This window comes from Paracandidimonas lactea (genome assembly GCF_021653995.1).
In the GTDB taxonomy this organism is placed as follows: domain Bacteria; phylum Pseudomonadota; class Gammaproteobacteria; order Burkholderiales; family Burkholderiaceae_B; genus Allopusillimonas; species Allopusillimonas lactea.
In genome coordinates this window covers 111,860-134,037 of record NZ_JAJJOZ010000003.1, presented here as the reverse complement: position 1 = coordinate 134,037, position 22,178 = coordinate 111,860, and the positions used below count along the sequence as shown (strand labels likewise).

20 protein-coding genes and 1 pseudogene are annotated in these 22,178 nt (G+C 49.4%); 12 read left to right on the top strand and 9 right to left on the bottom strand.

Features of this window, described 5'->3' with window-relative positions; genetic code table 11:
• Positions 1-9 precede the first annotated feature (9 nt).
• Genes rfbD through rfbC form a run of 3 tightly spaced genes read left to right on the top strand, consistent with a single transcriptional unit; the run spans position 10 to position 2,355 of the window.
• On the top strand, positions 10-909 hold the full coding sequence (gene rfbD, locus LOL23_RS07470; RefSeq protein WP_237173403.1) for a dTDP-4-dehydrorhamnose reductase: 900 nt from the start codon (positions 10-12) through the stop codon (positions 907-909).
• Between the two features lie 4 nt (positions 910-913).
• Complete coding sequence (rfbA, locus tag LOL23_RS07465; RefSeq protein ID WP_237173402.1) at positions 914-1,813, top strand: glucose-1-phosphate thymidylyltransferase RfbA; 900 nt, start codon at positions 914-916, stop codon at positions 1,811-1,813.
• A complete protein-coding gene (rfbC, locus tag LOL23_RS07460) occupies positions 1,810-2,355 on the top strand; it encodes a dTDP-4-dehydrorhamnose 3,5-epimerase (RefSeq protein ID WP_237173401.1) in 546 nt (181 codons plus the stop codon). The genes rfbA and rfbC overlap by 4 nt, the downstream gene beginning before the upstream one ends.
• On the opposite strand, the gene rfbB is transcribed toward rfbC, so the two are convergent.
• Together rfbB and LOL23_RS07450 are read right to left on the bottom strand one after the other, a co-directional pair.
• The gene (gene rfbB / locus LOL23_RS07455) at positions 2,348-3,427 is read right to left on the bottom strand and encodes a dTDP-glucose 4,6-dehydratase (RefSeq protein WP_237173400.1); all 1,080 of its coding nucleotides are present in this window, start codon (positions 3,425-3,427) and stop codon (positions 2,348-2,350) included. The genes rfbC and rfbB overlap by 8 nt on opposite strands.
• Before the next feature lie 30 nt (positions 3,428-3,457).
• Positions 3,458-4,837, bottom strand: coding sequence for an undecaprenyl-phosphate glucose phosphotransferase (locus LOL23_RS07450; RefSeq protein WP_237173399.1), 1,380 nt, complete (start codon positions 4,835-4,837; stop codon positions 3,458-3,460).
• A 497-nt stretch (positions 4,838-5,334) separates the two neighbouring features.
• Here LOL23_RS07450 and LOL23_RS07445 point away from each other — a divergent pair, with 497 nt between their 5' ends.
• The 9 genes and pseudogenes from LOL23_RS07445 to LOL23_RS19185 all read left to right on the top strand — a co-directional run bounded on the left by LOL23_RS07445 (position 5,335) and on the right by LOL23_RS19185 (position 13,139).
• Complete coding sequence (locus LOL23_RS07445; protein WP_237173398.1) at positions 5,335-6,360, top strand: glycosyltransferase; 1,026 nt, start codon at positions 5,335-5,337, stop codon at positions 6,358-6,360.
• Positions 6,357-7,499, top strand: a complete 1,143-nt coding sequence (locus LOL23_RS07440) for an FAD-dependent oxidoreductase (RefSeq protein ID WP_237173397.1) — start codon at positions 6,357-6,359, stop codon at positions 7,497-7,499. Before LOL23_RS07445 ends, LOL23_RS07440 begins: the two co-directional genes overlap by 4 nt.
• 2 nt (positions 7,500-7,501) lie before the next feature.
• Positions 7,502-8,296: an NAD-dependent epimerase/dehydratase family protein gene (locus LOL23_RS07435; protein ID WP_237173396.1), complete on the top strand. Its 795-nt coding sequence runs from the start codon at positions 7,502-7,504 to the stop codon at positions 8,294-8,296.
• Entirely contained in the window at positions 8,293-9,126 is an 834-nt protein-coding gene (locus LOL23_RS07430; protein WP_237173395.1) for a sugar phosphate isomerase/epimerase family protein, read from the top strand. Before LOL23_RS07435 ends, LOL23_RS07430 begins: the two co-directional genes overlap by 4 nt.
• Entirely contained in the window at positions 9,123-9,479 is a 357-nt protein-coding gene (locus tag LOL23_RS07425) for an EamA family transporter (protein WP_237173394.1), read from the top strand. The genes LOL23_RS07430 and LOL23_RS07425 overlap by 4 nt, the downstream gene beginning before the upstream one ends.
• Before the next feature lie 4 nt (positions 9,480-9,483).
• Entirely contained in the window at positions 9,484-10,302 is an 819-nt protein-coding gene (locus LOL23_RS07420; protein ID WP_237173393.1) for a glycosyltransferase family 2 protein, read from the top strand.
• Between the two features lie 91 nt (positions 10,303-10,393).
• Positions 10,394-12,259, top strand: coding sequence for a hypothetical protein (locus tag LOL23_RS07415; RefSeq protein WP_237173392.1), 1,866 nt, complete (start codon positions 10,394-10,396; stop codon positions 12,257-12,259).
• 159 nt (positions 12,260-12,418) lie between these two features.
• Positions 12,419-12,703: pseudogene (locus LOL23_RS07410) on the top strand (IS3 family transposase); the annotation flags it as partial.
• Positions 12,704-12,722: 19 nt separating this feature from the next.
• Complete coding sequence (locus LOL23_RS19185; RefSeq protein ID WP_500797215.1) at positions 12,723-13,139, top strand: hypothetical protein; 417 nt, start codon at positions 12,723-12,725, stop codon at positions 13,137-13,139.
• 110 nt (positions 13,140-13,249) lie between these two features.
• Here LOL23_RS19185 and LOL23_RS07405 read toward each other — a convergent pair whose 3' ends face one another.
• From LOL23_RS07405 to gmd, 7 genes are all read right to left on the bottom strand, one after another.
• On the bottom strand, positions 13,250-14,140 hold the full coding sequence (locus tag LOL23_RS07405) for a GDP-mannose 4,6-dehydratase (RefSeq protein WP_237173391.1): 891 nt from the start codon (positions 14,138-14,140) through the stop codon (positions 13,250-13,252).
• Between the two features lie 112 nt (positions 14,141-14,252).
• Entirely contained in the window at positions 14,253-15,218 is a 966-nt protein-coding gene (locus LOL23_RS07400) for a GDP-L-fucose synthase family protein (protein ID WP_237173390.1), read from the bottom strand.
• A gap of 48 nt (positions 15,219-15,266) precedes the next feature.
• Positions 15,267-16,382 carry a glycosyltransferase gene (locus tag LOL23_RS07395; protein WP_237173389.1) on the bottom strand — a complete coding sequence of 372 codons (1,116 nt, stop codon included), beginning with the start codon at positions 16,380-16,382 and terminating at the stop codon, positions 15,267-15,269.
• 5 nt (positions 16,383-16,387) lie between these two features.
• Positions 16,388-18,697, bottom strand: coding sequence for a glycosyltransferase (locus LOL23_RS07390; RefSeq protein ID WP_237173388.1), 2,310 nt, complete (start codon positions 18,695-18,697; stop codon positions 16,388-16,390).
• A gap of 20 nt (positions 18,698-18,717) precedes the next feature.
• A complete protein-coding gene (locus LOL23_RS07385; protein WP_237173387.1) occupies positions 18,718-19,815 on the bottom strand; it encodes a class I SAM-dependent methyltransferase in 1,098 nt (365 codons plus the stop codon).
• Between the two features lie 75 nt (positions 19,816-19,890).
• Positions 19,891-21,024 (bottom strand): glycosyltransferase family 4 protein, encoded by a 1,134-nt coding sequence (locus LOL23_RS07380; RefSeq protein WP_255772724.1) that lies wholly within the window; start codon positions 21,022-21,024, stop codon positions 19,891-19,893.
• 99 nt (positions 21,025-21,123) lie between these two features.
• Positions 21,124-22,164: a GDP-mannose 4,6-dehydratase gene (gene gmd, locus LOL23_RS07375; RefSeq protein WP_237173385.1), complete on the bottom strand. Its 1,041-nt coding sequence runs from the start codon at positions 22,162-22,164 to the stop codon at positions 21,124-21,126.
• Between the last annotated feature and the right edge of the window lie 14 nt (positions 22,165-22,178).

Sequence of the window (22,178 nt, the reverse complement as noted above, 5' to 3'; positions counted from 1 at the left end):
CTTATAACCATGAAGATCCTGCTTTTCGGCAGCCAGGGCCAGCTAGGGTGGGCGTTGCAGCGTAGCTTGGCGCCGCTGGGCGAGCTTGTTGCGCTGCACCGGCGCAGCACCGCCTATTGCGGTGACCTGACCCAGCCCGATGCGCTACGCGATACCGTGCGCAAGCTCGCACCACACATCATCGTCAACGCGGCTGCTTACACGGCCGTAGATCAGGCCGAAGGCCAACCAGACGTCGCCCACGCCGTCAATGCGACCGCCCCCGGCATACTGGCTGAAGAGGCCAAACGTCTGGATGCCTGGCTGGTGCACTACTCAACGGATTATGTCTTCAATGGTGAAGGCAGCACGGCCTGGCGCGAAGCAGACCGCCCCGCGCCGCTCAATGTATACGGCCAGAGCAAGCTACAAGGCGAGCAGGCGATACAGGCAGTGGGATGCAAGCATCTGATCCTGCGATCGAGCTGGCTGTTTTCAGCACGCGGCAAGAATTTTGCGACCACCATCCTGCGTCTGGCGCGAGAGTGCGGCAACCTGACAATCGTCGACGACCAAATCGGCGCGCCTACAAGCACCGATCTGCTGGCCGACGTAACAAGCCACGCTATTACACACTTGCAACAACACCCCGACCACGGCGGCATCTACCATGTGGCAGCAGCAGGCGAAACCAGCTGGTATGGGTATGCCCGCTACTTGCTGCAGCACGCGCATACAAAAGGCCCACCCACAAACGCTGGCCCAGACGCCATATGCCCAGTGCATAGCGCAGGCTACCCCACCCGCGCCCGCCGCCCCCACAATTCGCGCCTGGACACCAGTTTGTTCACGGACACCTTTGGCCTGTACCTGCCGCGCTGGCAAACTGGTGTTGAACGCCTGGTGGACGAGCTAGCCTGCTACGATTAAGCCCATGACATACCGCAAAGGCATTATTTTGGCCGGCGGCGCAAACACCCGCCTTTACCCGGCAACGCTGGCCGTGAGCAAGCAGCTACTGCCCGTGTACGACAAGCCAATGATCTACTATGCCCTGACCACACTGATGCTGGCGGGCATCAAGGATATCCTCGTCATTTCAACCCCGCAGGACACGCCGCGCTTCCGGCAGTTGCTGGGCGATGGCAGCCAGTGGGGCATCGCACTACAGTATGCCGTGCAGCCCAAGCCCGAAGGCATCGCACAGGCATTTATCATTGGCGCAGGCTTTATCGGCAAACAGCCCTGCGCGCTGGTATTGGGCGACAACATCTTTTATGGCCACGATCTGCAAAAACTGCTGATGCGCGCCATGGCACGCACCGATAAAGCAAGCGTCTTTGCCTATCATGTGCAAGACCCACAGCGTTATGGCGTCGCACAATTCGACCAGCACGGCACCGTACTGTCCATCGAAGAAAAACCCATACAGCCGCAATCCAGCTACGCCATCACTGGCCTATACTTTTACGACAACCAAGTGATCGATATCGCCCACACACTCAAGCCCTCGGCCCGTGGCGAACTGGAAATCACCGACATCAATCAGCACTATCTGGCCAAAGGGCGGCTTAATGTAGAGATAATGGGGCGCGGCTACGCATGGCTAGATACAGGCACACACGACACCCTGCTCGACGCCAGTCAGTTTATTGCCACCCTTGAAAAGCGCCAGGGCCTTAAAGTAGCGTGTCCTGAAGAGGTCGCCTACCGCAATGGGTGGATCAACGACGCCCAGCTCCGGCAACTGGCGCAGCCGCTTACCAGCAACGGCTACGGCCAGTATCTGCTGCGCCTGCTCGACAGCGCCCACAACCCATCAACACAGCCATGAAAGCACGGCAGCTATCCCTACCCGGTGTGTATCTGATCGAGCCCGATGTCCACACCGACGCACGCGGCTACTTTTACGAAAGCTATAACCAGGAACGCTTTGAGCAAGCAATAGGCCGGGCCGCCTCCTTCGTTCAAGACAATCACTCGCACTCAAAGAAAAACGTGCTGCGTGGCCTACACTACCAAGTAAAACAGCCACAGGCAAAACTCATCCGCGTCGTTGCAGGCGAAGTATTCGACGTGGCTGTGGACTTGCGCCAAAGCTCGCTCACCTTCGGCAAATGGATAGGCACCCTGCTCAGCGCCGCAAACAAGCACCAGCTCTGGATACCCGAAGGCTTTGCCCACGGCTTTATGGTGGTGAGCGACCACGCAGACGTGCTGTACAAGGCAACCGACCACTACGCCCCCCAGCACGAACGCTGCATCGCGTGGGACGACCCCGACCTGGGCATACGCTGGCCTTCCAACGATACCCTTGAGCTTTCGCCCAAGGATAGGCAAGGCAGCCCCTTTCGCGATGCGGAACTGTTTACTTGAACGTGCCCAACCGTTCGCGCCGGTAGCTGCCATCTGGCACCCGGCGGCACCAGTCCAGATTATCGAGATACCACGCCACCGTCTTGCGAAGACCGGTGGCGAATGTTTCCTGCGGCACCCAGCCCAGATCACGCTTAATCTTTGACGCATCGATGGCATAACGCAGATCATGCCCCGGCCTGTCCGGCACGTGCTTGATCAGCACTGCATGCGACATACGGCGGCCATCGATATCAAGGGGTTGGCTTTGGGGGTGCAACGCATCCAGCAGCGCACACACCGCCCGCACCACATCAATGTTGCGCTTTTCGTTGTGGCCACCAATGTTGTAGGTTTCGCCCACCACGCCCTCGCGCACAACCTGGTACAACGCACGTGCATGGTCCTCCACAAACAGCCAGTCGCGCACCTGGTAGCCATGGCCATACACCGGCAGGTGCTTGCCTTCCAGCGCATTCAAGATCATCAGCGGGATCAGTTTTTCAGGAAACTGCCAAGGGCCATAATTGTTGGAGCAGTTTGTCACCAGCGCAGGCAAACCGTAGGTGCGCTGCCACGCTCGCACAAGGTGATCCGCCCCTGCCTTACTGGCAGAATACGGCGAGCTAGGCACATACGGGGCCGTTTCGCGAAACAAGTCACCCGACTGCGCCAAATCGCCGTACACCTCGTCCGTAGATACATGATGAAAGCGGAATGCCTGCCGCCGTGCAGCATCCAGGCCCAGCCAGTATGCCCGTGCGGCCTCCAGCAAGGTAAATGTCCCAAGGATATTTGCCTGGATAAACGTCGCCGGATCGTCGATGGAACGGTCCACGTGCGTTTCAGCGGCAAGGTGAATGACCGCATCGGGCTGATGTTGGGCAAAGACACGGTCTAGCGCGGCGCGATCGCAGATATCTATCTGCTCGAAAGCGTAACGCGGGTGCCCAGCAACCGACGCCAGCGACTCCAGATTGCCGGCATAGGTCAGCGCATCGACATTGACGACGCTGTCTGGCGAGGACTGGAGGATATGCCTTACCAGCGTCGAGCCGATGAAACCTGCGCCGCCTGTGATCAGGAGTTTCATGCTGATAGCCCTAAAACGAGCCTGGGTGCCTTACGGCTGGCCGTTCAAAAAACCCTTGTAAATGGTCCGGAAGATGATGCGCAGGTCCAGCCCAAGCGACCAATTATCGATATACCAGAGGTCGTACTCGACGCGCTTTTCCATTTTCTCCAGCGTATCCGTCTCCCCCCGAAAACCATTTACCTGCGCCCAGCCTGTAATGCCCGGCTTGACCTTATGGCGCTGCATGTACGACTCTACCTCGTCCTTGTAGTACTCGTTATGTGCCAAGGCATGCGGCCGCGGCCCGACGATCGACATGCGCCCCTGCAGCACGTTGTAAAACTGCGGCAGCTCGTCCAAACTGGTGCGCCGCAAGAACGCACCCAGCTTCGTCACGCGTGGATCACCAAAGCTAGCCTGGGTTACCTGGCCGGATGCTTCTTCATGAACCTCCATCGAACGGAACTTGTACACTTTGAACCGCTTGCCATTGATGCCCGTACGATACTGCTTAAAGATGATCGGCCCGCTCGATGTGCACTTAATCGCAATTGCAATCGCCAGACACACCGGCAAGGTCAGCAAAAAGATGGGTACACCAAGCACAATATCTTCCAGGCGCTTCAGCACCCGGGCCGGCCCCATCATCGGGCTGCGGTTAAGATCCAGCGTATACAACCCCGCCACTTCGCCCACTTGGTGGTTCAACAGCGGCAAATCCGCAAAATCCGGAAAGTAACGGATCTCCACCATCTGATGCCGTAGCGCATGCAATACCGACTTGATCCATTGCCCCTGCGCCAAAGGCAAGCTTATCCATAGCTCGTGAGCGCCAGCCTTGGTTACCAAGGGTACCAATCCATCGAGCCAGGCATCCGCCTTTTGCAACGGAACTGTCTCAACAACCGTATAGCCATATTCTGCCAACAGAGGCAGCCGCGCCCGCAAATTTTCGCCCGCGCCCTCGCTTTGCACTAGGATAACCCGCTTCAGGTTGCGCCCCTTGAGCCTGGTGTAGCGCAGCAGCAGGAAGAACAAGAAACGGAACGCCGTCACCAGCACCAGCGCCGCGCCAGTCGTGGTCACCAGCCAGATACGAGAATAATCTTCCGACACCTTAAGCAGCACCGCCGCCGCAGCAATAACCGCCAGCGCAATCAACCACCCCAGGTATACCCGCCCGAGTTGCCGAAAGAAAAAACGGCCGCGCCACGACAGATAGCTGCCCACCATCACCTGGCACATCACCACGATCAAGGCAATGATGAAGGTGGCGACCAGGTAATAGTCGGTCATGTACAGGTCGCCGAAGCGCAGGAAGTGCGCAATGTAGCTGCCGGCGACGATCAGCAGGAAGTCCAGGACGCCTGCGAAAAAGGCCAGCGGATAGCGTTCTGCTATGGGGGGGTGATAGGAGGGGCGGGTCAAGGAACGACGCCTAAACTAAATACTGAAAAAGAAAGATTGTACTATTCGACAAGAGCACCATAGCAAGCGCAGAATGGTTGGTAAGCGCCCGCGGAACACACATTGACACGGCCGCGTTAGCGGCCGCCGTCTTTCAGTTCGTCGTTTGGGGCGTCCGGTTATGCGGCAACAATTCGCTGATACGGCTAGCCGGTCGCGTGGGCAGGCGTGAGAGCACGTCCTTCAGCCTTTGCATTAGCCGCATAAACTGAGCAGAAACTGCTGGGTCATTGCATGGGTGTGGGCGGCGGGGAAAAAACTCCCAGGCCTTGTCCGTCGCCGGCAGGCAGAAGGGCTTGCTTACGCCTCTGAACCTTGTGCTGGCATGAAAATTGATAAAGATTCAATTGAGGAAGCCCGAACAGGGTGACGTACCTCCCCCCCAGTGTTTAAAATGACAAGATTTTGTAGATAAATGCAATCGGATCGCAAAGATGCGTGTTGTGGGGACCATAAGAATGGCGTTTTTCCCGGTATTTCTGTCTGTTGTGTATGTTGTACGCAATCAAGGCCATCAGCTAGAGAGCATTATTCACAATGCCTCTGAAAAATTGTCATCACTCGTCACCGATTACGAGTTGATTATTGTTGACAACGCGTCTGATGATGAAAGCATCAATGTACTCAAAAATCTAACCGGTCAATCGGGCTATCCAAACTTACAAGTTTATGCTCTTACCAAGGAAGTTGATGGTGACACAGCTTCATGGGTGGGGCTCGAGAATGCGCTTGGTGATTTCGTCGCTGTCATTGATCCCCAGCTCGACGACATCGGTTTCTTGCCTGAAATGCTCGATAAAGCAGTGATGGGGGCAGATGTGGTTTTCGCAAATAACCATCAGAAACCACGCCAAAGTCTCGCTTACCGAGCGGCCTATGCAGCCTTCAATTTTCTGTACAAATCGTTCAATGGAATACATCTGGCCAAAGAGGCGCCTCTGTACAGGCTGCTGAGTAAACGTGTCGTTAACTTTATCTTGCAGCACCCCCAGCCAGCCGTTACTTACCGGCACTTGCCGGCAACTGGTGGTTTTGCGCGTATCAACATGGAGTACAGCAGCAAACCACTTGCAAGGAATACCAAAAAATTGGGGGAAAGCATTGATAGAGGGACGCGCCTCCTCGTTTCGACAACACAAGCACCAATGCGACTTGTGACATCGTTGTCCTTGTTTGGGGCTGCGGCCAACTTAATTTATTCGGTTTATGTTGTAGCCATTGGGATTTTCAAAACTGACGTGGCGCCAGGTTGGGTGAGTATGTCATTGCAACAGTCAGGCATGTTTTTCCTGATTTCACTGGTGCTTTTAGTGCTCGGGGAATACATATTGCATATGGCGAGCCTCAGTAATGAGGGGCCGCTATATCATGTTGGCCAAGAGTTTACGAGCGCACGTATGACCCGCCGGGAGAAGCTGAACATTGAGGATGTCTCGTCGTCAGCAACGCGTGACTTGCCCAATTCAGATCAAGTTGTTGCATGACCGTGCAATCTTGCACTGCGGATGCAGTCATCATTGGGGGTGGCTTCTACGGGGCTGCAATCGCGATCTACCTTGCCAAGCCCCGTGGATTGCGCCGGGTGATCCTCCTTGAGCGGGAGCCGGAGCTGCTGCTCCGTGCCTCGTATAACAACCAGGCACGTGTTCACAATGGATATCACTATCCCAGAAGCTTTACGACGGCATTTCGTAGCCGAGTGAATTTGCCTCGCTTTGTGCGGGATTGGCCGCACGCCGTTAAGCAGGATTTTGTAAAGCTTTACGCTATTGCAAGACGCAACTCTAAAGTAACATCCAAGCAATTTGAGCGTTTTTGCCATGAGATCGGAGCGAAGATCAAGCCTGCTGAAGCCGGTTTAAAACGGCTTTTTGAGCCTCGACTGATTGAAGATGTTTTTCTCGTCGAAGAGTATGCTTTCGATTCAACTCGACTTGCTGAATGGGCAGTCAAAGAGCTTCAGGGTGCAGGTGTCGAGATCCATTACTCAACCCGTGCTTTAACGATTTCCCGTTCGCCAACCGACAAAAGCTTGAGCGTAGCCATCCAGTCGAATTCTGGGGATGCTTCGTCAATAAATTGTCGGTACGTCTTCAACTGCACCTACAGTGGGCTGAATCAGTTTTCAGGCGACTTTCCTGGCACCAAAATGGGTCTCAAGCAGGAGGTTACTGAAATGGCGCTTATGCAAGCGCCAGGCGTGCTCAAGGAAATTGGGGTCACAGTCATGGACGGTCCATTTTTCTCGATGATGCCGTTCCCTGCTCGTGACCTGCACACGCTGTCGCACGTTCGTTACACCCCACACTTTAGCTGGAAGGACGAACAGGGCGTTGACCCGTACAAGAGGCTCGACGAATACGATCGTGCTACTCGTGTCGATCGCATGGTCCGGGATGTAGGCCGGTATCTACCCGCCGTACTTGAAGCGAAGTATGTCGACTCACTATTCGAGGTCAAAACAGTTTTGGTCAAGAACGAAGGAGATGATGGTCGCCCGATCCTCTTCGAAAAACATGTGGAACTGCCTGGCTGCTATTCGGTGTTGGGTGGAAAGATAGACAATATTTACGATGTTCTTGAAAAGCTCGAAACAGAAGAGTTCAAGAGCTTGCTGGAGTGATGATGGAAAACGCGCTGATTGGATTCTCTGGTTTTGTTGGAAGCACGCTCCTTAAGCAGGCACATTTTTCTGCGCTTTTCCGTTCGACAAATATCCACGAAATTGAGAATGGTGAATTCGATGTAGTGGTGTGTGCCGGCGCACCGGCGCAGAAGTGGATTGCCAATCGTGATCCGGCAAATGATCGAAAAAAAATCGACTCTCTGATCGATCACCTTCGAACTATCAAGTGCAAAACATTCATATTGATCAGCACTGTCGATGTATTCAAGGAGCCGATTGGCGTTGATGAATCTACGCCGGTTGATGGGTCAGGCTTGCATGCCTACGGACTTCATCGCCGACTGCTGGAAAAGTTTGTCGAGCAGTATTTCCCCAGTTATTTGATTGTTCGGCTGCCTGGCTTGGTTGGGCCTGGCTTACGCAAGAACGTGATTTTTGACTTTCTTAATAACAACAATCTTCACGCTATTGAGAGTCGAGGCATTTTCCAGTTTTATCCCATGATCAACCTTTGGTACGACATCCAAAGGGCACTGGAGGCTGGCCTATCACTGGTCCACCTGACAGCCGAACCGATCAGCGTTGCGGATGTCTCGCTGCAGGGCTTCGGAAGACCGTTTATTCAGACACTGGGAAACCCGCCCGCTCGTTACGACATGCAAACGCGGCACGCGCAAATCTTCGGTTCGCTTGGTCAGTATCAGTACAGTGCCCGCGAAACCATTCAGGCGATTAGAGCCTATGCCCAGTCCGAACCCATGACCCAGAAGAATGAAAACGGAGCGGCATCGTGAGGCTAGCGATTTCAAACATTGCCTGGGACATCGCAGAGGATACTTCCGTCGCAAAGCTACTGGGCAAGTTCGGCGTTGATGCCATTGATGTAGCGCCCGGCAAGTACTTTCCTGACCTTGCCAGTGCTAAAGATGAGGACATCGCAAATGTCAGACGATGGTGGGCAGGTCACGACATCGAGATCACTGGCATGCAAGCCTTACTGTTTGGTACGACAGGACTAAATGTATTTGGTGATAGCAAGAGCCAACAGGCGATGCTGGAGCATCTGCGAGCGGTGTGTCGCATCGGTGCCGGCCTGGGTGCAACGCGATTGGTATTTGGCTCACCCAAGAATCGTGACCGCTCAGGCTTGAGTGACGCACAAGCACTCGAGCAGGCGGTTAGCTTTTTTCGACGTCTTGGTGATGTTGCACAGGAACATGACGTTATCGTGTGCCTGGAGCCCAATCCAACCCAATATGGGGCGAACTTCATGACCACCAGCGAAGAGACAGCCCATGTCGTCGCAGCGGTTGGTCACGAGGCTATTCGGATGCAGTTTGATACTGGGGCCTTAACGATCAATGGAGAATCTCCCGAAGCTGTGCTGGAGTGCAGTTCCAGACTTATCGGGCACGTTCATGCGAGTGAGCCGGATCTGGTGCCTTTGGGTGATGGCGGGACTGATCATCAGTTGATGCACAAGGCCCTGAGTCAACACCTTCCAGAACACCTAGTTTCGATAGAGATGGTCGCCACAAAGGAAGAACCTCACCTCCAGTCGATTGAACGGGCGCTGGTTTGTGCCGTAGAGTGCTACCGGACTAAACACGGGGTGGCCAGATGAAATGGTTGATCTTGGTGCTTGGTATCGCCGCAAACGCATCTGCCAGCGTACTGGTCAAGATGGCCATGATGCCCCCGAGGAGGTTCCCCTCCCTTGCAGATCCGTTGGCAGCCTTTAGCAACTGGCCCTTCTGGCTCGGCTTAGGTCTATACGGTGGGGCTTTCCTGCTCTATGCCGCTGCACTGGCCAGGTTGCCCTTGAATGTTGCCCACCCGGTACTGACTTCCGGGGCGGTAGCAACGGTCGCACTCTTTTCAGTTTTGATCTTCCGTGAACCCTTTCACTGGACCACAGGTGCCGGCATCTTGCTCGTGATTGCAGGCGTGGCGCTTATCACAGCTCGGGTTGCATAAACAAATGAATACGACACAAGATATTTCTCCGAAAGAGCGGGCAAAGTGGCAAGTACCCGCCATGGAGACACCGCTGTGGTTGGGCAAGCAACATCCTTACTGCGTTGTGATCCCTGTGATTAACGAGAGCGAACGTATAAAAAGTTTGCTTGAACGGATGGAAGCTATCCAGATTCCTGCGATTGCAGACATCATCATTGTCGATGGCGGCAGTACAGATGGCTCCTTAGAGCTGGATGCCCTGAGGCGAGTAGGTGTCAGGGGGCTTGTTGTCAAGAAAGGCCCGGGAAAGCTGAGCGCCCAGCTTAGATGTGCCTATGCTTTTGCCCTCGATCAAGGATACGAGGGCATTGTCACCATCGATGGAAATGATAAGGATGACCCTGAAGCGATACCGCGATTCATCGAGGCACTAGAGGACGGGGTTGATTTTGTTCAGGCCTCGCGTTTTCTGCCGGGAGGCGTGGCTGTGAACACGCCAAAGTCACGAGACTTCGCGATCAGGTATATCCATGCACCATGCTTAAGTCTGGCATCTGGGTTTAAATGGACAGATACCACGCAAGGGTTTAGGGCCTACAGTCGCAGGATGCTGCTAGATCCCAAAATTGCCACTTTTCGAGATGTTTTTGTGACTTATGAACTTCTTGCATACTTGTCGTATCGAGTGCCCAAGCTTGGATATGTATGTAAAGAGATTCCGACCATCAGACGATATCCAGAAGGTAGTGTGCCAACAAAAATCAGTGTATTTAAAGGGAATCTTGCTGTTTTGATTACCTTGTTGAATGCATGTTTTGGTAGGTTTGATGTTGATGCATAGGTTTTTCCAATCGAATAGCAGGGTATTACTCTGGTCAACTTTTTCTGCGTGTATTTTGATTTTTTCAGCATTTTTGCACGCGAAGCTGGGTATGGATAGTTTTTGGGATACTGCCAACTATCACGTTTTTCTAGGCTGGTCGCAGTTGGAATTGAGGTATGGTGAATTCGGCGCTGCAGCTCAATATCATTCCTATTTAAACCCATTGATAGATGGGGTGAATTATTTATTATTTTCGGCTCACCCATATCTCGGCGCAGCCTTTCACTCGGTATTCTATCTTGTCTTTGCATATGTAATTTTTAAAGTTATCAATGAGCTGATTTCTCAAAACGCAAAACTTTCTCCGTTGGCTGTGATTGGTTGCGTCGTGGGCATTACCGGCGCGATGACAATATCTCTTTTTGGGTCGTGGACCAATGAGAACATAGTGGCTGTTCCAGTTCTGATTGGACTTTACGCATTACTTAGGGGTATTAAGCAAGAAGCCCTTCTCTTGTTTTTGTTTGCGGGCATTTCATTTGGTGTCGCAGCAGGCCTTAAGCTTACAGCTGCTCATTACATAGTAGGTGCTTTTTTTGCTTGTATCATTTCTTCCTTCAGACTAAAGCCCGTCTTATTTTTTTTAGTCGGCATAGGATTGGGCTTCCTCCTGGCGGATGGATATTTCATATATTTGCGTTGGAGTTTGACGGAAAACCCCGTTTTTCCATTGGCGAATAATATTTTCAACTCACCGTACTACGCTGAAGGCTGGAAATCTTTTTCGAAGTTCGAACCTTCGAAAATTTTATACTATTTATCTCTTCCCGTTGTTTGGTTGTCATCCGGAGATTTTTCAGAGGCCTCTACGGTACGTGATGGGCGGTTGCTTCTTGCCTATTTGGGCATCTTGCTTATCAATATTGATTTTTTTATATCTAAAAAGATTGACCGGCAGAAGCTCGCCCTAGTTGTTTTTTTTGTTTTTTCGTTTTTGGCTTGGATTGTAGCTTTTAGAATCTATCGATATCTTATTGTCCTTGAGGCGCTATCTGGGGTTTTGTTAGTCGTCGGGCTTAGTTGTATTTTTCAGCGGGCCTCTGAAAAAATGCCTTTACTTGTGGCGGTTATGGCTTTGCCATTCCTATGGCATGTTACCTATTATCCGGATTGGGGGCGTCGACCCTGGAGCGAAAATTTCGCAACTAGCAATATTGTAGATCTGGTATCTGCCGACAAGAATTCTCTTGTTTTATTTGCTGATCAACGCGTTTCCTATCTTGCTCCCGAGCTAGACGAAGCTGGGATAAAGTTTGCCAATTTGTATTCTCAGCAGTGGTGGGACGGAGAGCGTGGGAAGAGTACTATTGACTCAGACTACTCTGTCGATCCCAATGGATTTAATATTAATGATTTCGAAAAAGTCTACTTTCTTCAATATTCGAGATTTGATCCAAGAGCGCGAAGCGGGTATCTAGATAGTGATTTTCCGGATCAATATTACGAGTGCGTAGAAATAACAACTAATACCCTGTGGAATCCTTATCTTTGCCATTTTAAAGAAATAACTGATCTTCCTCGCATCGAGCTAGGTGTTGAATACAATCATGCCGCGGCTGATATTTTTTTTCGGAACGGTTGGTCTCATGTAGAACCAACGCATCGCTGGACTGATGGTAAAAAATCGGTTTTGGTTTTTGGGATAGATGAAACTGTGAGATGCTCTCCATTCCTCACAATTAGAGGATCTACACTTGGAAAGCAGTTTGTTGAGGTTTTGGTAAATGGCATTACGGTTTTGGGTGCTGAAATTGAAGGGCCGTTTTCTAGATTGGTTTCTCTCCCATTCTCTGTGATACACGATGGTCGGGTGAAGCTTGAATTTTTATTGCCTACAGCTCGTGTTCCAGGAAATGGTGACCCTAGGATTCTGGCATTGGCATTTCATTCGATAAAAATTAGCTGTGCGCAGTAGTATGGGGTGCCGCAGAGCGAAGAGGTCGATGGGTGGCGAGTCGGCGCTGGTCCAATGTATGCGTCCGGTAAACCCATCTTGAGCGCCCGCGTGTAATGACCCACTGATTTTCTGCTCAGGGGGGTGCGGACAAAAACTTGGACTACTTTGGAGTGGTTCATGTATTCATACGAAAACCGTCTGCGCGCCGTGAGGCTGTATCTGAAGCCCGGCCGTCGGATAAATGCCACGTTGCGCCAACTGGGGTATCCCAACAAGAATTCACTCAAGGCCTGGTGTGCGGAGTTCGAACAGAATCGAGATCTTCGCAGAGGCTATCAACGGGAAAACCGGTACACCGATGAACAGAAACACCGGGCGGTGGATCACTACGCTGAGCAAGGGCATAGCCTAATTCACACGATCCGATGCCTAGGTTATCCGAGCCGCGCAGCGTGCGTTGGCCGATTTCGCGGCACACGGCGTGGCCGATGCATGTCCACCCGAGGCGCCGATAGCCACTTTTTTGGAAAGCCTAACGAGGGCGTGGCAGAATGGTGAGGTAAGGCCTACGCATCGCAAGCAAGCCGGCGCCCGTCATTGGTGGAGGACCCGTACCGATCCGTTCGAGCAAGTATGGCCGCTTATCGAATACTGGCTAGAGAGCGAGCCTACAGCCAACGCGAGAGATTTGATGGAACGATTGGCGGCAACAATGCCTGACGTCTACGTTGGTACAACGCAACTGCGCACCCTGCAGCGCCGAATAAAGGACTGGCGGGCAATGCGGGCTAACGCCCTGGTGCTGGGGCACCTTCAGAGCACGTTTAACCCTGAGGAGGCCGCCATGGCGGCCTCCTCAGGGTTAAGGCAGCAACAAACGACGACCAATCGCGGGTAACATTCTCAGATGAGGCAACACGACCGGACTAGTTAATTGTCGCTGAACAAAAACTATTATTTAAAAGCCAGACTGCATTAAACCATTTTTACCATCTAACGTAATATATCTTAACTCGTTAACATCCAGTTCAGAGTTTCAATCAACTTCGGAGTTCGCCAATCCCCAATCAAACTTCTCAAAAGGCTTGAGTCGCCCCATAGTTTCTTTACTTCGTTGGGTCGAACGTATTCATCATTAATAGCTATTGGCAAAGCTCGGCCGGTAATTTTTGCACACATATCAAGAATTTCACGAACAGAGTGAGCGCTGCCGGAGCATACATTCACAACCTTCCCTGCAGTATCTACTTCACACAGTCTTCGATAAGCTTCCACCATAGCTCGGACGTCACTGAAGTCACGCCATACATCGATATTACCTAATTCGATCTGCCTTGCATTAGAACGGTAATGTGCTACTATCTTAGGCAATAAGAAATTATCAGCTTGTCCGACACCCGTATAATTAAATGGACGAGCAATGACTATGGGTAATTTTTCCATCCATAACCTAGCCATAAACTCCATTGAAAGTTTACTAACTGCATAATCATTTGCAGGATCAGGCCGAGTATCCTCCCTCAATACACCAATAGATGCGTTCCCATATACATTCGCACTACTGGCGAGCAATATAGCCTCTGGCGGCTTGATCTCCGCAGCCGCCTCCAGAAGATTTCTAGTTCCCAATAAATTCACACGATAGAAGGCATCCGCATCCCCGTGGGCAACAAAAGCAACGGCCGCGAGATGTATTATCACGTTAGGCCTGATCGCCTCCAAAACCTCATAAACTCGGGCACGATCAGTTAAGTCTGCCTGATAATAATCCACATCTCTGTTGGGACGCGAGCCAATACCGACTACTCGGTACCCATTTGATTTCATTTCTGCAGCCATATAGCGGCCAGTAAACCCATGGATCCCTGTGATCAATACCACTCTCTGCGCCACATTCATCGAATGTCACCTTTCATTATTCTAATTCGATGCATTTTTCATACAGAATTTCATAGCAATTATCGAAAACATTAGGTTAAGCAAATAAATTTAAGTAGAGTATTCAATTGCATCAATGCTTTGCGGTGGCATGATTCTCTAAAAAATCCGCATACGCTAGTCTTAATCCTTCGAGTAAATCCGTTTCCGCATTCCAGCCGAGATTATTCAAATTCGTTACATCAAGAAGTTTCCTCGGTGTGCCATCTGGTTTGGTGCGATCCAATGTTAACTCCCCCCTGTATCCGACAGTTTCTTTAACATACAGCGCAAGCTCACCAATGGTGATATCTTTTCCAACACCGACATTCAACAACGGGGCAACATCTGGATGAGTTAATTTACTGAAGTCAGCATTGGGCAGCTCCAATAAAAACCTTATCGCCTTGCCCAAATCGGAAGAATACATAAATTCTCTCCGTGGATTACCTGACCCCCAAACAACAACTGATGGCTCGTCGTTTACCTTTGCCTCATGGAATCGACGTATCAAGGCAGGTAATACGTGAGAATGCTCAGCGTGATAATTATCGCCTGGGCCGTACATATTGGTTGGCATCAATGCTAAATATTGTGTTCCAAACTGCCTGTTAAAAGACCAGCATGATTCTACACCCGCAATCTTCGCTAACGCATAAGGTCGATTCGTCGCCTCCAAAGGACCCGTAAGTAGATACTCTTCTTTGATTGGTTGCGGACATTCACGAGGATAGATGCAAGAAGAACCTAAGAATATCATTCGCTGCACACCCGCTTCAAATGCAGCATCAAAGACATTCAGCTGAATGCGCAAGTTGCTATGCAAGAAATCAACTGGCAATGTAGCATTAGCCAAAATCCCACCCACTTTCGCCGCGCACATAACAATATAATCCGGCTTACTCTCCAGGATAAAATTTCTAGTTCTAGCACGATCTTCTAGATCCAACTGAGCGTGCGAGGCGGTTACGAGTTCGTAATTTCTAGGTGCCTTCGACAATGCATCCACGGTTGCTGTACCCACTAACCCCCTATGGCCGGCGATAAATACTTTCTTCATCCAACTATCCTTTCGTTAAATTTGAGCGCAATTATACAGAACATGACCTCAGCGCTTTGGTGCGATAAGAATGGATTTCCACTTCTTGACCGAAATCCATAACGGTCGGGCATGGCGCAATATCGGAAACCTCCAGCAGAGGTACCTTAATTTGAACATGACAGATCGATCTACGCGCACCGAGTTGAGATTGTGTTGATATTTTCCGGAGTAAAAATCCGCACTCGGAGTGAGTATATAGTCAACAAGCTGTGCTTCGCTACGCTCCCAAAAACGACGGCCTTGAATAACACCCATTTGAGCTACATTCCCGAGCTTTATTGCGTCGCTAAAATCCAAAGCAGTTGGATTATTAGCATCATATAACAGTCCATTCAACCCTGGGATAATATATTCATTCATTGTTCCCTGATTGGGGGCAACAACGCACTGCCCTCTTGCCATTGCCTCCAAGAATGACTGTCCTATTCCCTCTTCCATTCTCGGAGCAAAGAAAACGTTCGCCCTCTCTAATACATCGACAAAGTCTTGTTTATTATCAAACCAAGTAGAAGTTGTTATGTTGTGCTTCGATATATCTTCTGGACTCGGCAATGAGGGATTTGATGTACCGGGGTCATTAGCAAGATGTATATGAAAGCTATCAAACTTGAAATCAGATATTAACTTTCTAATTATCACCCAAGAAATCTCTTGTTCACGCCTAAGCCAGAAGAAACCGTGTAAACCACTTGTTGGTATTGCACAATTTTTTGGGATTGATTGATAATATCGCAAAAAGTGACTTTTAATGCCAAAGCCCATAACCATTCCATGAACCGCATTGGAAAAACTTAATATCTTGCTACCTTGGAAGGGCTCCCAAAAATCCCTCAAATTAAACAATGGCCCTTGCCAAACACCAAACTGATCTAGCATTGGAATGAAGATCACATTCGGGTGCAACGTTCTATAATATCGTTTATCGATAGGGCAGAAAGCCTGAAACATTATTACGACATCATAATTTTTCACGCTATCCCATTGAACGCGCTGTCCGCCCATCCAACCGTCATCCCAAAAATAATCTACGATATGGCCGTTACGTTGCAATATATCAAGCAAAAACCCGGTCGACAGAGTTTGACGATGAAAAGAATGATCCACGTATGCAATTCTAGCCATTCCCCTCAGCCTCTCTTTATTCGCATGTAAAGACGCTTGGATATACCATAAAGCCTTGGATAATGGATTAATCGCCGCTGTACCGCCTTAACAAATGAGGGCTGCTCGCTATCGTATACAACGCTTATCCGATCCGATGCATGATCCATCGTTACTATAGAGGCCCAAGATAGCGCAGCTAAGAAATCAGGCTGATTTACGTGCCGTACGAATAACTGCCTAATAAATGCGGCGCAGTTCATCGGCCTCGTTTCTTCAATCAAAGCGACCGAATTTCTGAAAACAAAAAAACAATAAAATAAACCTTTTATTTCGGTCAACGATAAGAATGGAAAACGATCATGAACAACTCTCATGCATTCCAAGCCATGTTTTCTTTGATCACTGGATGTGCCTCCAAGCGAATAATTAACGGTAGATTCGGTGGTATAAATGAAATTGACCCCTTTTACTAAACAGCCCATTATCCATTTAAAGTCTGCCGCTATCTTATAACCTGCATCATATGGCCCTGATTCTTCATAAGCCTTCCTAGTAGCATATATTGCATTGTGGCAATCGTTAGCACACATAAAATAAGAGCCCGGATGCACAAATGCGGGCATCCACTCATGAACAATAGACCCGTCCAAAACTCGCGCTCCGGAAAGTAGTAGAGCAGATCCCATTTCATTCCGCATATGACTTACCACTATCTCAGCGGCGTCCGGTTCCAACCAATCATCAGAATTAAGGACACATATAAGCCGCCCACGTGCAAGTGGAATGGCCTTGTTTAGTGCGTCGTACAAGCCGTTGTCCGGCTCAGATACATAGTAATCCAGCTTGTCGCGATAGCGCTCTATAACCTCAATAGTCCCATCACTTGACGCGCCGTCTAAAACAATATGTTCTATATTAGTGTAGGTCTGCGATTGAACACTAGTTATTGTTCTCTCAAGTGTTGAGGCATTATTACGAACGACGGTCACGTAAGATATCAACGGCTTTTCTGGTGTATCAAACTTAAACTGGCCGACACATCGCAAGCCACCTTCCAGCCTTTCGGGCGATGGGCTCGGAGGCAATCGATCTGTCCAGTTTGGCCATAGTAGCCGTTGATTTTCTTGTTGCTCAAGATTAGAAAACTGAAAGATTGGTCCTTTACTCCCGTTATCGTATCCCAAGAAACTCGCTTGCCTGACACTAATATTCTCCCGCAGCGGAGATCGCTTCGCATCGATTGCGTCAATCAGTTTGTCTCGAACTATCCGTGCACAGCTATCCCAATCGAACAGACGTGCACGTTCGATCCCCTTAGTTGATAACAAATGACGATATGCATCTGAAGACAATATGCGTCGGATTGCTTGGGCCACTCCTTCAATATCATCTTCTCCAACCATCACGCCAGCATCACCGACCACCTCTGGTAGAGATGAGTTGTTAGCACAGATCACGGGCGTGCCGCACGCCATAGCTTCTAATGGTGGTAGACCAAAACCTTCATATCGCGAGAGATAAATAAAGCACCTAGCCTCACTATATAACGCAGCTAGATCTTCATCCTCGACAAATCCCGTCAATATGATGCGTTGTCGCCAACGCCCCGAAGTAGCCAACGCTTTATCAAGCGAGTCGAGCTTCCAGCCCGTCATACCAGAAAGCACAAGATGCAAATCTGATTCTGGGTTTACATCTAGATATCTGACGAATGACGCAACTACGCCATCAAGATTCTTTCGAATTTCTAGGGTAGCTAAGCTCAATATGTAAGGTACATTCTCAGGAATTCTATAGCGTTGCCGGACCGTTCGCTTTCCCTCCAGATCGTCGCATGGGTAAAATCTATCTCCGACACCAAGCGGTATGACCGTAACTTGCTCGGGACTTAAATCCCACCGATAACTCAACAGATCCTTCTTGGTATATTCAGAAATGGCGAAAATAACGGAATCTCGATCTAAGCTCGAAATTATATTATGCACTTCGTCAATCGCTTCCTGAGTAAAATATTCAGGCTTATTTATCGCTATAAGATCGTAAATAATATGAGCGTTGACTATACGTAAATCATCAGTCCATTCAGCCGGAGCAACCCCAAATGGAGAGAGCAGGGCATCAATTGTGTTCGACGCTGAACCCTGAACACGCATCACATCTTGCGGCAGGCACTTATTTTTCACATACTCCGTGATTCGCTCCTCAAATCCAGGCCGGATAAAATACGCCGGCCTCAGAACATCAGACTGAAGTAGTCTCGGGAATAGCTCGTCACACACGCGATATACGCCGGTTTTGATGCCTTGACCTAAGACATACATGTCCAGCGCCACGCTAGGTATCTTTGGTGAGCTCATATCTGCAACAGAATCAGAATCAGAATCAGAAACCCAAATACTAACAAGGCGGTGCAGATCTTAAGTGCACACCAGCGTCTTGCTTTTACTCGATCAAAATCTCGTCTTAGCAGTGCCAGCTCTGCGGAGAACTTAATCAATGCTTGTTGCTTTTTATCACCGTTGAGAAGTGTGGTCGGCTCGTCTGCACTCCTCCTCTCATTATCGTTGAGAGGAGCAACATTATTACTAACTATATCGTTATAGCAACGAAGTGCATCATCAAAGATATTTGACATTTCTGTCTGGAAACGAGATATCTTTTCATCAACGCATTTGAGTCCATTATTAATCAAAGCATTATCTTTAGCGGCCTGATCATCAAAACGCCGTGTAAGCTGAGCAAGTGATACTCCGTATTCTATACGCAAATTTTCTGAAGGCAACACGTCCCGATATACACTCTCTTTCTTTTGTGCAATTACGGAATAGTCGGGGCTCACACCGTAGATTACGTCGCTTAGGGAAATTCTTGTTGTTTGAGTCAGATCCGAAGCCTCTTGCAGTCGAAGTACTTTAACGAACGAATATCCGACGTGCTCCACAAGAAAAGCTAATAACGCCATAGGCAGCGGGCGTTGATGTGTTGGATCCGTATAGAAGCTCGAAGTACCAACCGTGACATTTTCAGCGTTTGGCGTTTCTAAGATCAATATTCCTCCAGGCACCAGCACCCTCAGCGCCTCTTCTATCAATCTGTACAAACTTGCAAATGAAAGGTGCTCGGCTATATGAAATCCAGATACGACAATAGCGCTATTCTCATCGCAGCTTTTCAGAAATGTAACAGCATCCTCTGTTTTTACATTCAAACCTCTAACTCGGCAAGCCTCTAGCATTTCGTTATCTAGATCAACTCCTATAGCACTGATGTGCGCATCGTCTAAAGCTTCCAGCCACTCTCCCCGTCCACACCCAAGATCGACAGCTCTGGTACCCGGGTATACCTTTGCTAACGGTAGCACGAAAGGCAAATAAACTTGAAGACGCTGCTTAATCAAATCACGACTGCCACGAAACCTATCCTCAAACGCACGATAAAACTCATCTTGCATTTACGTACCCCGCGCGCTGAAATTCCATATTTGCTAATAAATTGAACATTACTACGATAGTCTTATCTATAAAAATTACAAAAGCTCGCCGTAAGTATCGCGCGTAAGGCGAGCGCAATTTTCCCAAGTATACTGCTTTGCTCGCTCTAAACCGAGTTCACGTAATTCATCACGCAACGGCTCGTTGGTTACCAATTTACTCATAGCTTGTGCAATTTCTTCTATACAAGTAGGTGAAACTAATAAGCTCGCACCCTGCGCCACCTCGTAAAGAGCGGTGGAGTTAGAAGTAATAACTGGCAAACCACTCGCAAATGCCTCAAGGACAGGCAGGCCAAACCCTTCATATAAAGATGGAAAAACCAATGCGAGTGCACTTCTCAAAAGCATCCGCTTCTCGATATCGGAAACAGCTTTCAGCCAGATAACTCTCCGATTCTTGATGGTAGTGAAACTGTTGATGCGATCAACTAACTGCTCACATCCCCAGCCCATACGTCCGACGATAACTAACGGGATATCACTCGCGATATCTTCAGGCAATAAGCAATATGCGTCTAATATTGCGTCAACGTTCTTGCGGGGTTGCAGCGTACCAATAAACAAGAAGAATCCTTTCGCGGACACTGCTTGGCTCCGTAGATATTCACAGGTTCTTTGATCATCTGTTTTTTCAAAATATCTCGTATCTACGCCCAGCGGAACGACTCTTATCCTATCAGGCGGGACGTCAAAAAATTTAATTAGGTCTAATTTCGAGTATTCAGATATCGTGACTACCCTATCAGCCCATGTAGTGGTATGCTTCCACAACAAATTTTTGATTCTTCGTAAGCGCTGACTTGCCCATTCTGGGTGCGCGAGCGGAATGGCGTCCATTAGGGTGGCAACCACCGGCGTCTGCTTCAAGCGAGGAATATGATGGTCGGTAGCATGAAATATATCAATATTCTTACATAAGTCACCAGAGGAGGGGAAGCTCCTTCCGAGAAAGCTACTAAAACCTAATCCGTACGCAAAATTAGGTAGACATGTGACTCTACGATCAAAGATTAAATTCCCTGCATCAACACCAAAAGTGACCGGGCGTATATCGACATCGATATCTAGAAGCGCCGCACCTAGTTCTTGGGTATACGACCCAATACCATCAAGAATACCGCCCGCCCCACCCTTTGCGAGAACTGTAGAACCAAATCCCACTACCATCTCTAACCTTGATCGCGATAAAGTAATTGCGCCGCACACATCCGTCAGTGGGCGGCGCAGAATTCTACAGTCCCTTATTTTGTATACGTGCAAACTTGCCTAAAATGACACGCCTCGTTCATTTCGACGCAGGTCCGCTTCCACCATCATTTGACATAACTGCTCTAGGGTAGTTGTAGGCTCCCAACCCAACTTCTGCTTAGCCTTAGTGCTATCACCAATCAAAAGATCGACCTCTGCTGGTCGATAAAATTTTGCATTTACCTTCAATAAGAGGCGCCCAGTAGTTGAATCAATACCGACCTCTTCCTGATTCTTACCCTCAAATCGTATTTCGTATCCAGCAGCCTTAAATGCCATAGCGACGAAGTCGCGCACCGGTACAGTACGATTGGTGGCCAAAACATATGTATCAGGCTCATCCACCTGCAGCATGCGCCACATTCCATCAACATATTCCTTGGCGTAACCCCAATCCCGCTTTGCATCGAGGTTTCCCAATTCCAACACATCCAGCATACCGAGCCTTATCTTTGCCACCGCATCGGTAATTTTTCGAGTGACAAACTCACGCCCACGCAGCGGAGACTCATGGTTAAAAAGTATGCCGCTACATCCAAATATTCCATAGCTCTCACGATAATTCACGGTCATCCAGTGCGCGTAAAGTTTCGCTACCCCATAAGGGCTTCTTGGATAAAACGGCGTATCCTCGTTTTGAGGAATTGCCTGCACCTTTCCAAACATTTCCGATGTCGATGCTTGATAAAAGCGTATCTTGGGATCTACGATCCTAATTGCCTCCAACAAATTAGTGGCACCTAATCCGGTGATCTCTGCAGTCGTCAATGGCTGATCAAAGGAAACTCCAACAAAACTCTGAGCAGCGAGGTTATATACCTCCACCGCACCCGTATTTTGTAAGAGTCTGATGCTTGCAGAAAGATCCGTTAAATCGTGCTCCACCAAATGAAGAGATGGATGCGTGTCAATTCCGAGTTCTTCTATGCGCCAAAAATTGACCGAACTGGTTCGCCGATAGGTACCATATACAACATATCCTTTTGCAAGCAGGAGCTCGGCCAAGTACGCGCCGTCTTGGCCAGTTATCCCAGTTACGATAGCCACTTTGGTTGCCATTCCATGAACCCTCT

What these genes read in the sequence shown, in the direction of transcription:
- rfbD (WP_237173403.1), top strand. Translation starts at nt 10, where the DNA reads ATGAAGATCCTGCTTTTCGGCAGCCAGGGCCAGCTAGGGTGGGCGTTG.
- rfbA (WP_237173402.1), top strand. Translation starts at nt 914, where the DNA reads ATGACATACCGCAAAGGCATTATTTTGGCCGGCGGCGCAAACACCCGC.
- rfbC (WP_237173401.1), top strand. Translation starts at nt 1,810, where the DNA reads ATGAAAGCACGGCAGCTATCCCTACCCGGTGTGTATCTGATCGAGCCC.
- rfbB (WP_237173400.1), bottom strand. Translation starts at nt 3,427, where the DNA reads ATGAAACTCCTGATCACAGGCGGCGCAGGTTTCATCGGCTCGACGCTG.
- LOL23_RS07445 (WP_237173398.1), top strand. Translation starts at nt 5,335, where the DNA reads ATGGCGTTTTTCCCGGTATTTCTGTCTGTTGTGTATGTTGTACGCAAT.
- LOL23_RS07440 (WP_237173397.1), top strand. Translation starts at nt 6,357, where the DNA reads ATGACCGTGCAATCTTGCACTGCGGATGCAGTCATCATTGGGGGTGGC.
- LOL23_RS07435 (WP_237173396.1), top strand. Translation starts at nt 7,502, where the DNA reads ATGGAAAACGCGCTGATTGGATTCTCTGGTTTTGTTGGAAGCACGCTC.
- LOL23_RS07425 (WP_237173394.1), top strand. Translation starts at nt 9,123, where the DNA reads ATGAAATGGTTGATCTTGGTGCTTGGTATCGCCGCAAACGCATCTGCC.
- LOL23_RS07420 (WP_237173393.1), top strand. Translation starts at nt 9,484, where the DNA reads ATGAATACGACACAAGATATTTCTCCGAAAGAGCGGGCAAAGTGGCAA.
- LOL23_RS07415 (WP_237173392.1), top strand. Translation starts at nt 10,394, where the DNA reads ATGGATAGTTTTTGGGATACTGCCAACTATCACGTTTTTCTAGGCTGG.
- LOL23_RS07405 (WP_237173391.1), bottom strand. Translation starts at nt 14,140, where the DNA reads ATGAATGTGGCGCAGAGAGTGGTATTGATCACAGGGATCCATGGGTTT.
- LOL23_RS07400 (WP_237173390.1), bottom strand. Translation starts at nt 15,218, where the DNA reads ATGAAGAAAGTATTTATCGCCGGCCATAGGGGGTTAGTGGGTACAGCA.
- LOL23_RS07395 (WP_237173389.1), bottom strand. Translation starts at nt 16,382, where the DNA reads ATGGCTAGAATTGCATACGTGGATCATTCTTTTCATCGTCAAACTCTG.
- LOL23_RS07385 (WP_237173387.1), bottom strand. Translation starts at nt 19,815, where the DNA reads ATGCAAGATGAGTTTTATCGTGCGTTTGAGGATAGGTTTCGTGGCAGT.
- LOL23_RS07380 (WP_255772724.1), bottom strand. Translation starts at nt 21,024, where the DNA reads ATGGTAGTGGGATTTGGTTCTACAGTTCTCGCAAAGGGTGGGGCGGGC.
- gmd (WP_237173385.1), bottom strand. Translation starts at nt 22,164, where the DNA reads ATGGCAACCAAAGTGGCTATCGTAACTGGGATAACTGGCCAAGACGGC.